Below are 16,004 nucleotides of genomic sequence, written 5' to 3' on the forward strand. Positions count from 1 at the left end.
TGTTCTCCTTATAATTTTGCACTCAATTCACGAATGGTGTGATGCAGGGTTTTATCATTCATGCTGTAATCGACCGGACAATCCACTACATGCACACCCGGTGTATTCAGGCACTCTTCGACGATAGGTCCCAGCGACTCGGTTGAATCGATCCGCCATCCTTGTGCGCCATAGCTTTCGGCATATTTAACAAAATCCGGGTTGCCGTAATCCAATCCAAACTCATCAAACTGCATGTTGCTTTGCTTCCATTTGATCATGCCGTAGGCATCGTCACGCAATACCACCACAACAATGTCCAGGTTCAGGCGTACGGCCGTTTCCAGTTCCTGACTGTTCATCATAAAGCCGCCATCACCGCATACGCTGAGGACTTTGCAGTCTTTGTGCACCAGTTTGGCAGCAATCGCTGACGGCAACCCCGCCCCCATAGACGCCAGGGCGTTATCCAGAAGCAGCGTGTTAGGCATGTACGCAGGGTAATTTCTGGCAAACCAGATTTTGTATACGCCATTGTCCAGTGTGACGATACCGTCTTCGGGCATCACCTTGCGGATATCTTTTACAAATCGCTCAGGCAATATCGGGAAGCGGTTATCATTTTCGGCTTCGTTGCGGTGGTTCACATAGGCTTCATGCACATCAAGATAGAAATCCAGCTTCCAGTTGTCTTGTGGCGTTATGCCCTCTTTGATCTGCCATACGCTATTGGCAATATCACCTACCACCTCAAGCTGAGGGAAGTACACCGGGTCTACCGACGCTGAATCGAAATTAATATGAATTACTTTCATGCCATCGTGGTGCATGAAGAACGGGGGTTTTTCTACTACGTCATGGCCGACATTAATAATAAGATCGGCACGAGCAATCGCGCGGTGCACAAAATCGCCATCAGACAGTGCGGTATTTCCGACGAACAGTTTGTCGCGCTCATCCAGCACGCCTTTACCCATCTGTGTGGTGATAAATGGGATGCCGGTTTTGTCGACGAACTCTCTGAGCATTTTGGCCGTCAGCTTGCGGTTCGCCCCTGCACCAATCAGGATCACCGGCGATTTGGCTTTCTCAATCATATCAATTGCCGCATTGATCGCCTTGTACTCGGCAATCGGACGGCGCGCCATACTTTGTTTTAACAGCGGCAGGCTGGTTTCTTCTTCGGCAATATCCTCAGGCAACTCAATATGTGTGGCACCGGGGCGCTCCTCGTGAGCGATACGAAATGCTTCCCGTACCACCGACGGAATGCGGTCACCGCTAACCACCTGTGACGTGTACTTGGTGATGGGACGCATCATGTCCACCACATCAATCACCTGAAAACGTCCTTGCTTGCTGGTTTTAATCGGTTTTTGGCCGGTTATCATCAGCATCGGCATAGCGCCGAGCTGCGCGTAGGCTGCCGGTGTAACCAGATTGGTCGCACCTGGTCCCAGTGTTGATAAGCACACGCCCACTTTTCCAGTCAGACGCCCATATGTCGCAGCCATAAAGCCCGCCCCCTGTTCATGGCGGGTCAATACAAGTTTGATGTTAGAGGTTCTTAAGGACTCAAGAAGATCGAGGTTTTCTTCACCCGGGATACCAAAGATATACTCTACACCTTCGGCTTCCAGGGCTTTTACAAATAAATCTGACGCTTTCATCGTAAACAACACTCCTTTTCTTACGGCGTCGAGAAAGCACTGCACAACATACTGATACACGTTGTCAGTCTGTCTTGCTGTCAGTGAATGTGCTCGCGCTTAAAAGGTTTTCAGAGACTGAAAACGGTTTCCTGTTTTCAGTTGGCTACTATGCCTACGGTTGCCGCCACGATTTCGATTACAAGGATGTAATACTGTGCACGCGTCTGGGTAAACTGTGTCTTCATTGCTACCCAGTGAAAGTCGCGACCTTCAAAAAATTCGCCGAGAAGCAGAGCAGAAAAAAGGTATCGGCAACCTTAAGTAAAACGCCTGGGGCGGCGACAGGGGGGATTTGCTGACGCAAAGGCAAATGCAATGCACCGAAGGCACCACTATACGAATTCAGCGCTGTTCTTTCTCTGCTTCTTCAAGCCGCGATTCCCATTGCTGGAGTTTCGCTTGCGTGGCACTGTCGACACTGGCTTTGTTTTCGGTCACCCACCATTTTTCCAGGATCCGCACGTTCTTCTGGTTCGCTTTATAAAATACGTCCACAATGTCTCCGACCAGAGGAATAAAGCCAAGCCCAAAGTCAATAGCGGAATTTTTTACCATTTTAGTAAGTAAAGGTTTTGGCACGCCCATCCGCTTTGCCAGCCAGATGATACGTAACGACGCGCCCAGCATTAGCGCGTCACCGGCCCCAGGGATCAAGCCAATCAGGGAATCGAGACCAACCCGAATCGGGATAATAGGAAGTTTTACCGCGGTATCCAAAAGGTTCGCCATGTCCTGCGCTTTGCGCAATTCTTTTGGCGCCTGAACATCGCCTTCGTGGTGTGATGATGACTGTGTCACTTAGCCGCTCCTTGTGCCCGCGCCAGTGCGGCGCGTTGACTCATATTGTCATCAGTACGCCAGCCGTGCAAATTTCGCTCAACTAAAGAGAACAGGAAATCCAGATGACTGTCATCGTCATTCAGCGCTTCGATATACTCGTAACGTTCACCGCCCGCTTCCATGAAGTATTCGCGGTTTTCCTCGCCTATCTCTTCTATCGTCTCAAGACAATCTGCTGAGAAGCCCGGGCAACAAACCTGAACCGACGTAACACCGTTGCCAGGCAGACCTTTGAGCGTCTCATCCGTATAGGGTTTCAACCATTCTTCGCGACCAAAGCGGGACTGAAACGTCGTCATGTACTCGTCTGGCCCCAGCGCCAGCGCTTCCGCCAACAGGCGGGAGGTCTTATGACACTCGCAGTGGTATGGGTCGCCATTCATCAGATAACGTTTCGGTATGCCATGATAAGAAAACAGCAGTTTGTCAGCTCTGCCGTGTTTGTCCCAGTGAGCACGGACTTTCTGTGCAAGCGCGTTGATATAGCCGGGTTCGTCATGATAGTGATTAACAAAACGCAGTTCCGGCATCCAGCGTCGGGCGGTAAAATCTTTGGCTACCGCATCAAAGGTCGACGCGGTGGTAGACGCGCAATATTGTGGATAAAGCGGCAATACAACCAGCTTTCTGACTCCCTGCGCCAGCATATTATCTATCACATCACTCACCGCCGGATTGCCGTAGCGCATTGCAAAATCAACCACAACGTCGTCGCCATACTCAGCTTTGCATTTGGCGGTAAGTTTATCGCACTGCGCTTTGGTAATAGACATCAGTGGTGAACCGTCTTCGGTCCAGACTGTGGAGTAAGCCTTTGCAGAGCGCGCTGGGCGTATGTTCAGAATAATCAGATTCAGTACAAACCACCAGATAGCGCGAGGCACTTCCACCACACGGGGATCAGACAAAAACTCTTTTAAGTAAGGCCGCAACGCCGCGCTGGTTGGGCTCTCTGGCGTACCAAGGTTAGTGATCAACACGCCCAGTTTATCTTTTTGCGAATGTGAAAAGTTGGTATTACCTTTGTACTTCATGAGGGGCTCTTATTCATTGTGAATAAATTTCGCTGACAGCAGATATCTGCCCACACTGGGTATCCGCACAGAGAGGGAGATAAATGGTTTGCCCTGAGGACGACAGGCGTGTCAGCACATTATTTTTGTTGACTGTATTATACTGATATCAAATCCTTTTTGATCGCTGTTCGTGCAAATAATCGCCCCATATTGTCCGATTGGCGTAATCAATAAATACGAAGGCTGTGTTTTCATGCACCCTGTTGCACAAAGCGCCAATGGGTGGCATTTCCCGGCGTAAGCTTATCAACAGCCTACACTGACTCAGTCTGAACGCCACAGCGGTGATGTCTTTTACTCATAGCCGGCCCTGCCCTCAAATACGAATGACTCATTGGCATTTACACAAAAAAAGCGGCTCAGAGAGCCGCTTTTTACTCGTCGTTAGCCGTTCTGTTAAGGCTGGTAATATGTGGCAGCGCCAGGGCCCACCGGCATGCCAAGCAGGAATACCCAGACAAAAAACAGAATAGACCAGCCAAGAATAAATACCATGGAGTACGGTAACATCATGGCAATGAGCGTACCCATTCCAAGGTCTTTCTTGTAACGCGCAGCCATCGCCAGAATTAAGCCAAAGTAGCTCATCATGGGCGAGATTACGTTAGTCACAGAATCACCGATACGGTATGCCGCCTGAATTACCTCCGGCGCATAACCAATCAGCATCAGCATAGGAACGAAAATCGGCGCCGTGACAGCCCATTGTGCCGATGCGCTGCCCAGCGACAAATTCACGATGCCACACATTAAGATAAACAGGATAAAGACCGACGGCCCATCAAGCCCTACAGCCTGCAGCAATGCCGCCCCTTTTACCGCGAGTACGGTGCCAAGGTTGGTCCATTTGAAAAAGGCCACAAACTGCGCGGCGAAGAATACCAGAGTGATGTACAGGCCCATTGCGCCCATACTCTTAGACATCGCATTAATGATGTCGCGGTCATTTTTCATCGTACCTGCGGCGCGCCCGTATACGAACCCGGGAATGGCGAAGGTGATGAAGATGAAGGCAACAATGCCTTTCAAAAACGGAGAACCTGCAACTTCACCGGTCTCGGGGTGACGCAAAATACCGTTTTCCGGCACGATGGTAAGCGCAAGAACCGCGCACACTGCGACAAAAGACAGCCCGGCCAGTTTCAGCGCACGCTTCTCTTTATCACTTGGCGCTTCCATTGACTGCTTTTCAAGCTCAACGGAGGCGTCGCTTTCGTCAAATTTACCCAAGCGCGGTTCGACAATTTTCTCTGTTACCAGTGCACCCATGGTGGCAACCACAAAGGTACTGATAAACATAAAGTACCAGTTAACCTCCGGCCCTACTGCATAGTCGGGGTCAATCATATGGGCAGCGGCTTCTGTGATACCTGACAGCAACGGGTCAACCGTACCTAACAGCAGATTCGCGCTGTATCCAGCCGACACACCCGCGAACGCTGCAGCCAGTCCTGCCAGTGGATGACGCCCCAGCGAGTGGAAAATCATCGCCGCCAGCGGGATCAGTACCACATAGCCAAGTTCTGAGGCAGTATTGGAAATGATGCCGGCAAACACAATAGCGAACGTCACCACTCGCTTTGACGCGTTCATAACCAACGAGCGCATAGCAGCTGACAGCAAACCGGAATGTTCGGCAACCGAAACCCCGAGTAAAGCAACTAACACGGTACCGAGCGGCGCAAAGCCGGTAAAGTTCGTCACCAGACCGGTAACAATGCGCTGTAACCCCTCGGCACTCATTAGTGATATCACTTCAATCATACCATCAGCGTCGCGGCCCTTTGCGCCTTCCGGACGCGGATCAGCAACCGCGATATCAAAGTAGCCAAGGATGCCACTTAGCAGCACAATAAATACCGAAAGCAACGCAAATAACGTTACCGGATGGGGCAGCAGGTTGCCCAGCCATTCAACCGTCGCCAGAAATCGCGAGAACAAACCACTCTGCGACTGCTCTTGCGGCCGGTTTTCTACATTTGCATTATCGGAAGACAAAACATTCCCCTGTCGTTATTGCTTCAGGCTTATTATTGTTAGGTTACCGGACATACCTCATACTGTGCGAAAGACACATATTTCATTCAGATACCGGTTGGCGTCTCTCACGACGTCACGCATTGCCTGTGCTTTACTACTCAAAACCGCGCGATTTTACCTGATTTCACTTAAAATTTGCAGTCAGACGCCGAAAAAATCCGCTATACCTGTAGCAAATGGCTTCCGGAGCGCAGCAAACCTGAAAAATATCATCAGGTTACATTGTTTACATTCTGGCTTATTCGTCAGACAAATAAGGGCCTGCAGAGGAGGGAGTGGTCGAAGCTATGTCGGAGAATAGATTTATTCCGGTGTTATGCGGCTTTACTCGCAAAACCTGTCTTTTATGCGTTTTATACTACATTTATTATCCGGACATGAAAAAGGCCGGAAAAACCGGCCTTTGTTGTGTATTGCAACGTTACTTAGTTGTCTGAACGTCCGTTTTTGGAGTTCATAAAGCGGAAGAACTCACTGTCTGGCTCTACCACCAGTATATCCTGTTTAGAGTTAAAGCTCTGTACATAGGCATCCATACTTCTTAAGAAGCTGTAAAACTCAGCATTTTGCGAATAAGCATCTGCGTAAATTTGCGCAGCAAGGGCATCCCCTTCACCACGAACCTGACGCAGATTACGTTCTGCTTCCGCCAGCATAACAGTTACTTTCGCATCGATATCAGCGCGAATAACTTCAGCCTGCTCCTGACCTTCAGAGCGATGCTCTCTGGCCACTGCCGCACGCTCTGCACGCATACGCTGGAAAATTGAGTTACTGACTTCCGTTGGCAGATTAATCTGCTTCACACGTACGTCAACAATAGCAATACCCAGTTCATTCGACGATGTCGAAGCCTGTTCCATTGCTGAATCCATCAACGCTGTACGCTCACCAGACACAATTTGTGCAATTGTTCGCGTACCGAACTCAGAACGCAGGCCGTTATTCACTTTCTGCTTCAGCAGTGCTTCCGCCTGTAACTTATTACCGCCGGTAGACAGATAATAGGTCGCGAAATCTTCAATGCGCCACTTCACGTAAGAATCGACGATTAAGTCTTTTTTCTCGGAAGTAACGAAGCGATCTGGCTGGTCATCCAGTGTCTGGATACGTGCATCCAGCTTTTTCACCGTATCGATAAACGGGATTTTGAAATGCAGTCCCGGTTCAAATACGCGGGTTTCACCAGACGCGTCATCACGCTGAACTTTACCGAACTGAATAACAATGGCGCGCTCACCTTCCTTAACAGTAAACAACGCTCCAGTCGACAATACGGCCAGAATAACTATGATAATTATGGCTAAATTCTTCATGAATTATTCTCTCCCTTCACGTGTGGTGCCGCCACGTAATCCGGTTGTCGGACTACTGTTACGATTGCGCAGCATCTCTTCGACACCTTCATTTTGCAAACCTTCTAACGAGTTACGGTTATTGCGATTAGATGGCGTTGCGTTCTGGCGCTCCATAATTTTATCCAGCGGCAGATACAACATGCTGTTGCCGTTTTGGTTGTCGACCATGATTTTGCTGGTGTTACTAAACACATTTTCCATGGTTTCCAGATAAATACGCTCTCGGGTTACCGTTGGCGCCCGCTCGTACTGTGGTAACAACTCTGAGAAGCGAGCGACTTCACCCTGGGCTTCCAGAATGACGCGTTCTTTATAGGCCTGCGCTTCTTCGTTCATGCGGTTCACCTGACCACGGGCACGTGGTTCAATTTCACGAGCATAAGCTTCGGCTTCACGAATGAAACGTTGTTCGTCTTCCTGTGCAGCAATGGCATCATCAAACGCATCTTTTACCTGCTCTGGTGGACGCGCATCACGGAAGTTCATATCGACAATGGACACACCCATATCATAAGGTTCCAGAATCGACTGCAGCTCTTCCCAAACTCGCTGACGGGTCACTTCACGGCCATCAGTCAGCACATCATCCATTGTCGAATGACCGACAACGTAACGGATGGCACTGTCCAGTGCCTGACTCAGACTGGTTTCCGGGCTTTCTACGGCGAACGTCCAGCGGTATGGATCAACAATGCGATACTGCATTTCCATTTCTACGCGAACCACGTTTTCGTCCTCTGTCAGCATTGAGCCTGAAGACGACTTATCGCGGATAGACTCAACGTCTACCGGAATTACCGAATCAACAAAGGTAGGCGCCCAACGCAAACCGGGTTCAACCTGTTCATGGTATTCACCGAAACGCAGCACCACACCTCGCTCTGCTTCACGGATAGTATAGAACCCGCTGATAAACCAGATAATGACCAACAGGCCAATCAGGATACCGGCGCCGATGCCGCCCAGGCTTTTGCCTGAACCACCACCGTTTCCACCACCCATTTTTCCGAATTTTCCGAATAAGTTCTTGAACACATCATCCAAATCCGGGGGACCCTGGTCGCGGCCACCGCGATTTTTCCAGGGGTCGTTATTTTTGCCACCCGGCTCATTCCAAGCCATGCTGATACTCCATAAAGTGATTAATAATTTTTCTTATCGAAGCCCGTACGTCTTGCATTATCCGTAATTTCAAGCAATTAATGACGTACTACGAAGTTCGACAAACCTTCATCCAGTCGTTTTTCCAGACGATTCCAGTCAGCAGTAGGCATTCTCACGTCCACTACCCAGTCACCATCTGAGTCGTATGCTTCATTCGATATACAATTCAGCTCGTACAATACTCCCCGCAAGTGACTCTGCACCGGAGGAATTCGCAATGTATAACTTACCATGCTTTGCGCAAGACACTCTGTCAGTGCCTCGCCGAGAAGTTCCGTTCCCTGGCCGGTCTGGGCTGACAGCCATACCCGGATGGGGACTCCTTCTTCATTTCTATCTATACGTGGTTCAATGCCTTCAAGTTTATCAATTTTGTTACAGATGACGAGTTGTTGTATCTCGTCGGCATCAATTTCTTCCAGGACTTCATTCACTTCGTCCATGGTTGCCCGGTAGTTTGCATCTGCCATATCAACAACGTGAAGCAATAAGTCCGCTTCCTGTGTCTCTTGCAGTGTAGCTTTAAAGGCCGCTACAAGATCATGGGGCAAGTGACGGATAAACCCAACCGTGTCGGCTAAAATTGCTGGTCCCACGTCCTGCAGATCGATTTTCCGCAACGTTGGGTCCAGCGTTGCAAAGAGCTGATCTGCCGCGTAAACATGCGCATCCGTGATGGTATTGAACAATGTCGATTTGCCTGCGTTGGTATAGCCAACTAAGGATACCGTAGGAATTTCGGCACGTTTGCGAGAGCGGCGGCCCTGCTCACGTTGCTTCTGCACTTTCTCCAGACGGCGCAGGATCGACTTTATCCGCCCGCGCAGCAAGCGACGGTCGGTTTCTAGTTGCGTTTCACCCGGTCCACGCAGACCAATCCCGCCTTTCTGGCGCTCAAGGTGAGTCCAGCCACGAATCAGACGCGTGGAAATATGCCGAAGCTGGGCCAGCTCAACCTGTAATTTGCCCTCGTGCGTTCGTGCCCGCTGGGCGAAAATATCAAGAATCAGCCCGGTTCTATCGAGAACCCGGCATTTACAAATGGCTTCTAGATTTCGCTCCTGAGAAGGAGAGAGCGCATGATTAAAAATTACCACGTTTGCTTCATGCGCCTTTACGGCCGCGGCAATTTCTTCGGCTTTTCCGGAACCGACAAAATATTTAGCATGCGGAGCACTTCGTGACGTCGTTAACACGTCGACAGCATCAACACCTGCAGAAGACACAAGCAGCTCTAATTCCGCAAGGTCTTCCTTACTATTTTCGTCAGCAAAATTGACATGAACGAGTACAGCCTGTTCACCGGCTTCATAACGGTCAAACAAGCGCGATACCTTTTTGTTTATTCACTTTTAGTATTTTCTGAGTCTCCTTGGGTAGAACTCGGCATTGTTATCGCTCTGGCTGGAACGACAGTAGAAATGGCATGCTTATAAACCATTTGGCTTACTGTATTTTTCAGGAGGATCACGAATTGATCGAATGATTCAACCTGTCCCTGTAATTTAATTCCATTTACCAGATAGATGGAAACAGGGATACGCTCCTTGCGTAACGCATTTAAAAACGGGTCTTGTAATGATTGCCCTTTAGCCATTTGAAATCCTTAGTTTTTATTATTTCAGTAACCAACAATGCAGCGTGCTACCGCGCGTTAATGTATACCACACTCCGACACTTAAAGTGTGACTTTTGCTTTAATTGTAGTCAAATTATCTTTAGCAAATGTGTCAAGCCAGGTGAGGTCTTGCCATCCTCTCAACCACGTTAGCTGTCTCTTGGCTAACTGACGGGTCGCAATCACGCCTCGCTCGCGCATTTCTTCTTTACTAAGCTGACCTTCCAGGTACTGCCAAACCTGGCGATAGCCCACAGAACGTATAGACGGTAAATCTTCGTGAAGATCACCCCGTTCATAGAGTTTTTTCACTTCCTCAATAAACCCATTTGCCAGCATCAGGTCGAAGCGCTGAGCAATGCGTTCATGAAGTACTGCTCTGTCTTGTGGTGCAATCGCAAACTGCGTGATTGCGTACGGACAGGGTTTTCCTTTTTCCTGCTGCCATTCGGTCAGACTTTTTTGCGTACTCCGGTACACTTCCAAAGCCCTTAGCAGTCGCTGCGGATCATTAGGATGAATACGATTAGCGCTTACCGGATCAACCCGGCTCAATTCATCATGTAACCCTTGCCAGCCTGTCTCTTTGGCTTGTGCTTCTAACTCGGCACGTACCTTCTCATCCGACTTAGGTAGTGGCGAAATGCCATTTATCAAGGCATTAAAGTACATCATTGTACCACCGACCAAAATTGGCACACGATTTCGGTCGTGAATATCCTCTATCAGACTTATAGCATCTGTACAGAACTCTGCCACAGAATAGCTCTCAGAGGGGTCCAATGTGTTAATCAGCCAGTGAGGAACTGCCTCCATCTCTTCTTTTGAGGGTTTGGCTGTACCAATGTCCATGCCGCGATAAACTAATGCAGAATCAACACTGATAATTTCACTGTCGACCTGTTCAGCAATGTCCAGTGCCAGCCCTGTTTTGCCGGACGCGGTAGGCCCCATGATCGCGATAACAGGCAATGCATCATTTATGCCATTAGCCATCGGTTTGCTCCATACAAGCAATCAGTGCTGATAGTGGGCGGACTGTACCAAACTCATGAATCCATTCCCACCGCTTTGCGGTCGATTGGGCATCAAACCACTGCCATACGGGTTGAGCAGCGCTATCGTCTTGCGCGACGATGAGGTTTCCCAGTAGCGCGGGTATGTCATTTATCGATTGAATAGGATGCTCTAGCAACGGGCCAAATACGGCAAGCCACGGCAAATGGCGGGTTCCCGCTGGCACTTGTTGTAACCGGCATTTTCCTGCTGCGCGCGTCACGACAAACGACGCCCCGTTCAACGCATCAATTGTTTCTGTTGTGACGTTTTCTGCAGAAACAGATACCGGCATTAATAAGGGCTGAGACGTACTTGCACTGCCAATCAAGTCTTCTATCCAAATTGCTGCAAGCCTGGAAGCATGAAGCAGATAAGCGTTGTTGCTGTCGCTAAATAAACGGCGTTTTGAATCCAGTGCAATGGCGTCCACCAATGGACTTGCTGCGCTGGCTGTGTCGCCATTTGGCGTCATTAATTGCTGATAATTCGTCTGATACTGGCTGTCGTTACCTTTGCGCGCCGAGCCGGTGTGCCCCCTTGATGGACTGTGACCACGAGCTGAGTTCAGGTGTGGTGTCGGTGGAGCAGAATACGCGGGACTCGGCTGTCTTTCCGTCACCGCTTCTGCTGGTGTTGCCACAACCAGTGGACGAATATAATCGTGCTCAGCGGGTGGTGGCACCCTCGTTGTAATCGCATCAGAGTGTGATTGTGGCGTCAGCGCATCAGTGACGGTTTTGCAGATAAAATCATGCACCAACCGGCTCTGCTGAAAACGTACTTCGTGTTTAGCCGGATGCACGTTTACGTCAACATCTGCTGGCGGCACAGTGAGATACACTACAAAAGCAGGTTGTTCCATTATGCCCCAGGCACTCTCATAAGCCTGCCGTATCGCATGCAAAATCAGTTTGTCGCGCATGCCGCGACCGTTCACAAAACTAAACTGACAATCGGTACTGCTTCGCAACACATTTTCATTGCCCAGCCAGCCTTCTATTTCAATGCCATCATATTCTGTACGACAATAAATCGCGTTGTTGAGAAACTTCTGCCCTGCGACAGCGCCTATTCTTGCAGCGCGATCCTGCTTTTCCACAGCAAGAAAGCGTCTGACCGCTTTCCCATTGTGGCGAAGAACAAAGGTGACTTCCGGGTGGCTCAGAGCAATCCGCCGGATGACATCATCGATGTGCTGAAATTCGGTTTTTTCGGTTCGCAGAAATTTGCGCCGCGCGGGGGTGTTGTAAAACAAATCCGCTACGTCAATTGTGGTGCCGTCAGGGTGCGCGACAGGGTTGAGTTTCACCGCCATATCACGGCCTTCACAGTGTGCCTGCCACGCCTGTTGCTGCTCTGCGGGTTTAGAACTTAATGTCAGACGGCTTACCGAACTGATACTGGCCAACGCTTCACCGCGAAAACCCAGTGAAAGAATTCGCTCTAAATCTTCCAGCGTGCTGATTTTACTGGTGGCGTGGCGACTAAGCGCGAGTTCCAGTTCATGCTGTGGGATACCGCAGCCATTGTCACGCAACCTGATACGCTTATGACCGCCTTTTTCAATATCCAGCTCGATTTTTGTCGCACCGGCGTCCAGACTATTTTCAACCAACTCCTTTACCACGGAGGCAGGACGTTCAACGACCTCACCTGCTGCGATCTGGTTAGCCAGTCGGGGCGGCAATAACTGTATAGGCAATAGTGTTTCCGTTTTAAGTTGTAATCAGGTGCTGGGGATTGTCAGAACCTGTCCAATCCTGACAACGTCGCTTCGCAGATTATTCGCTTCTTTAATACTGCTGACCTTTACGTTGTAACGCTGCGCCAGTAATGACAACGATTCGCCGCTACGCACCCGATGTGTGCGGTTTCGTTCTTTTTGCGCAGCCCACAGCGTACCATCCGGCGGTACCTGTTTGAAATATCGTTTTGTTGCATTGAAAATAGAATCAGCAAGCCGCTCTCTGTGCTCTGCCCAGTTCAGGTTTTTCTCTTCCTGCGGGTTGGAGATAAATCCCACTTCAACCAGAATAGAGGGAATGTCGGGCGATGTCAGTACTGCCAGGCTTGCTGCCTGCGGCGTTCTTTTATGCAGCGAGGTAACCTTTCGCATTTCCTGAATAACCTTATTACCAAGATCATAACTGGTGGCCATACTGTGATCCATCGACAACCCGAGAATAGTCTCAGCCAGATACCGCTCGCTGGCCTTGTCAGTAATGACTTCAGCAGCACCGCCTAACAGTTCAGAGTGTCGCTCTGTGCGTTCCATCCAGCGACCCAGCTCGGTACCGGCCCGCCCGGTAGATAACACCCAGACAGATCCACCGCGCGGTTCAGGTTGAGTAAACGCATCGGCGTGTATGGATACCAGCAAATCAGCCTTTTGCTGACGCGCCAGCTCTGGACGTTTATTCGGTGAAATATAGTAATCGCCGGTACGCGTCATGACTGCGCGCATGCCTGGCTCCCGGTTCACCATGGCCTCCAGCTTTTTGGCAATGCTTAGCGTGATATGCTTTTCGTAACTTCCTGAAGGGCCGACGGAACCGGGATCTTCGCCGCCATGGCCGGCATCAATCGCTATGATGATGTCGCGGTCACGCTCATTACTGGAACTGTCAATTACCACACCGGATGGACCGGAGCGCTGCTGGGAATCTTCTAAATCAATAACCAGCCGATGTCCGTAAGGCTTGGTGGGCGTCATCGCAAACAGCGTCGGGTTGGCTTTGCGGGACATATCAATAACAATGCGTGCAGATTGGCTGTTCTTTGGAGTGGAGTAACGAATTCGCCGCACCAAATCGCCGCTTTTATCAATTTCGCTTAAATCCGCAGAATCGGAGGTATTAGCAAGATCAATCACCAGCCTGTCAGGATTAGAAAGAGGAAAATAGCTGTAATCGGGAGCCTGTTTCAGATCCAGAACGACCCTGGTGCTATTGGGTGAGGGCCAGACACGAATACCATCAATGCCGTTTTGCGCCGCATACACAGCACTGGAAACCAGCCACAGGCAACAGATTGATATTAACAAGCGCAACATATTTTGCCTTTTCGCATTTCTCATGGTCGTCTTAAGGCCACTCCGGCTCAGATATGTTTGCAGTGTTGCAGCACCTTGCTGCCCTGAGCACTCTTGGCCTGCACCTGAAAACGTCTGCCATCACCGTCTGTGGTTATACTAATCACTAAGTCTGCCGATGCCAAGCATCCCTCGCCTTTTTCAGCCCACTCAATCAGACTTACCGCATTGTCCGAGAAGTAGTCACGGATCCCCATGAACTCGAGCTCCTCGGGATCGGCCAATCGGTACAAATCGAAGTGATATATTGAGACCTGCTCCAGCTCGTAGGGTTCCACCAGCGTGTAGGTGGGGCTTTTTACGGCCCCTTCATGCCCGAATGACTGAATAAAATAGCGGCTGAATGTGGTTTTACCCGCGCCGAGATCGCCCTTAAGATAAATCACAGAAGATGCCGGAAGCATTACTTTTATTGCGCCGGCAATATCTTTCGCCAGCGTCGACGTATCCGATTCAGATGCTGCGAAATACGCACTTTGTGGGTATGACATGAACCTTTCTCTACTACATGGGCGCGACATAACCGGGCACCTTTGCGCTACATACCACGCTATTGGCTCCGTATTACTGGTTGATCAGTGCGCGCACCGCTTCAAATAAATCACTGGCAATCATACCACGTTGCCCGTAAAGACGTGCGACTTCATCACCTGCCTTCGCGTGCATCGTGACGCCGTATTTAGCCGCAATGTCCCGTTCCAGCCCCTGCGCCAGTAACGCGCCCAGAATGCCACTTAACACATCACCACTGCCAGCGGTTGCCATTCCGGGGTTACCATGACGGCACACCCAGGTTTTGGACTCGTTATCAATGATTGTACCTGCACCTTTAAGAACGCAGGTCGCATGATAACGCTGCGCGCACTGGCGGGCATAATTAAACCGCTCGGATTCCACATCATCCACTGAAACACCCAGCAGGCGACCCGCTTCGCCAGCATGCGGTGTCAGGATACAATCTTCAATCGTATACGCGGTAGCCTGCTTACTTAACAGGTTAAGTGCATCGGCATCAATGACCAATGGCTTAGGATGGGTCTGGCAATGTTTAAGGGTAGTCGCAAACGTTTTCTCCGCCCACGTATCCTGTCCCAGCCCGGGCCCGATAACCACGCACGTCGCCCAGTTTAGTGCGGCCTCTAAGTCCTGGTCGGTGACCATCAGTTCAGGACGCCCGGCGCTCACCTGTACAGTTGATGCCTCATGCACATATACCCGAACCATTCCAGCACCACTTCGCAATGCTGCCTCACTACTCAAACGAATAGCGCCGGCCGTACCGCGGTTTCCTCCCACACAAAGAAGTCGTCCGTAAGTGCCTTTGTGAGAATGTACATCGCGGGGGCCCATGCCCTTGAACTGTTCAATATCGAGCAAGGTTGCAGACGCGCGTGCCACTTCACTAAACGCTTTTCCAATTCCCAGATCATCGTATACCAGCTTGCCGCATGACTGTTTACCGGCTCCGGTCGTCAGACCTGGTTTAATACCGACAAACGTGACAGTGACGTCGGCTTCGATGCACCGTCCCAACGACTGCCCGGTATTGGCGTCCAGACCTGAAGGAACATCTACACTGACAACCGGTTTGCCAGCACCATTGACGGTATCGATAATTTCCGCAAACTCGTTACGAATATAACTATTGATACCCGTTCCCAGCAGCGCGTCGACAACCAGACCAGCTTTATCCAGCGTCTCCTTTGAGAATTTCTGGATTTTTCCGCCCGCGTCCAGCCAGCGCTTCTGCGCTTCGCCAGCATCGCCGTCCAGTATCCGGTGTGGCTCTACAGCGCACACATATACCTGTTTGCCAGCCTTTTTTGCGTGCAGTGCGGCAATATAACCGTCGCCCGCATTGTTGCCTTGCCCGACTAACACCAGATAAACATCGGTATTGGGCAGCAGGTGCTGGCATTGTTTGAAAACGGCTTCACCGGCTCGCTGCATCAGCGTGAACATGTCGCAACCGCTTTTCTCAGCAGCCACGCGTTCGTTTTCCCTGACCTGATCGGCGCGATAGAGTTTATATGATAAGCTGGTGATGAGTTGAGTATCTAACATGAG

At 50.2% G+C, this 16,004-nt stretch carries 13 protein-coding genes; all 13 read right to left on the minus strand.

Annotated features, from left to right (window positions below):
* Positions 1-8: 8 nt before the first annotated feature.
* Positions 9-1,649 carry an acetolactate synthase large subunit gene (locus ACLBLI_RS17280; RefSeq protein ID WP_414828774.1) on the minus strand — a complete coding sequence of 547 codons (1,641 nt, stop codon included), beginning with the start codon at positions 1,647-1,649 and terminating at the stop codon, positions 9-11.
* Positions 1,650-2,033: 384 nt separating this feature from the next.
* Positions 2,034-2,420, minus strand: coding sequence for a DUF4112 domain-containing protein (locus tag ACLBLI_RS17285; RefSeq protein ID WP_414830996.1), 387 nt, complete (start codon positions 2,418-2,420; stop codon positions 2,034-2,036).
* 65 nt (positions 2,421-2,485) lie between these two features.
* Positions 2,486-3,565, minus strand: a complete 1,080-nt coding sequence (gene hemH / locus ACLBLI_RS17290) for a ferrochelatase (protein WP_414828775.1) — start codon at positions 3,563-3,565, stop codon at positions 2,486-2,488.
* Between the two features lie 438 nt (positions 3,566-4,003).
* Positions 4,004-5,605: an AbgT family transporter gene (locus ACLBLI_RS17295; protein ID WP_414828776.1), complete on the minus strand. Its 1,602-nt coding sequence runs from the start codon at positions 5,603-5,605 to the stop codon at positions 4,004-4,006.
* Positions 5,606-6,072: 467 nt separating this feature from the next.
* Positions 6,073-6,963 (minus strand): protease modulator HflC, encoded by an 891-nt coding sequence (gene hflC, locus ACLBLI_RS17300; RefSeq protein WP_414828777.1) that lies wholly within the window; start codon positions 6,961-6,963, stop codon positions 6,073-6,075.
* Positions 6,964-6,966: 3 nt separating this feature from the next.
* Entirely contained in the window at positions 6,967-8,127 is a 1,161-nt protein-coding gene (gene hflK / locus ACLBLI_RS17305) for an FtsH protease activity modulator HflK (protein ID WP_414828778.1), read from the minus strand.
* Positions 8,128-8,204: 77 nt separating this feature from the next.
* Positions 8,205-9,494, minus strand: coding sequence for a ribosome rescue GTPase HflX (hflX, locus tag ACLBLI_RS17310; protein WP_414828779.1), 1,290 nt, complete (start codon positions 9,492-9,494; stop codon positions 8,205-8,207).
* Positions 9,495-9,511: 17 nt separating this feature from the next.
* A complete protein-coding gene (gene hfq / locus ACLBLI_RS17315; protein WP_218311229.1) occupies positions 9,512-9,766 on the minus strand; it encodes an RNA chaperone Hfq in 255 nt (84 codons plus the stop codon).
* Positions 9,767-9,847: 81 nt separating this feature from the next.
* A complete protein-coding gene (miaA, locus tag ACLBLI_RS17320) occupies positions 9,848-10,783 on the minus strand; it encodes a tRNA (adenosine(37)-N6)-dimethylallyltransferase MiaA (protein WP_414828780.1) in 936 nt (311 codons plus the stop codon).
* Positions 10,776-12,548: a DNA mismatch repair endonuclease MutL gene (gene mutL, locus ACLBLI_RS17325; protein WP_414828781.1), complete on the minus strand. Its 1,773-nt coding sequence runs from the start codon at positions 12,546-12,548 to the stop codon at positions 10,776-10,778. Before mutL ends, miaA begins: the two co-directional genes overlap by 8 nt.
* A gap of 24 nt (positions 12,549-12,572) precedes the next feature.
* Positions 12,573-13,898 (minus strand): N-acetylmuramoyl-L-alanine amidase, encoded by a 1,326-nt coding sequence (locus ACLBLI_RS17330; RefSeq protein ID WP_414828782.1) that lies wholly within the window; start codon positions 13,896-13,898, stop codon positions 12,573-12,575.
* Positions 13,899-13,945: 47 nt separating this feature from the next.
* A complete protein-coding gene (tsaE, locus tag ACLBLI_RS17335; protein WP_414828783.1) occupies positions 13,946-14,428 on the minus strand; it encodes a tRNA (adenosine(37)-N6)-threonylcarbamoyltransferase complex ATPase subunit type 1 TsaE in 483 nt (160 codons plus the stop codon).
* A 73-nt stretch (positions 14,429-14,501) separates the two neighbouring features.
* Entirely contained in the window at positions 14,502-16,001 is a 1,500-nt protein-coding gene (locus tag ACLBLI_RS17340) for an NAD(P)H-hydrate dehydratase (protein WP_414828784.1), read from the minus strand.
* Between the last annotated feature and the right edge of the window lie 3 nt (positions 16,002-16,004).

This window comes from Alteromonas sp. H39 (assembly GCF_047556435.1).
Taxonomy (GTDB): Bacteria; Pseudomonadota; Gammaproteobacteria; order Enterobacterales; family Alteromonadaceae; genus Alteromonas.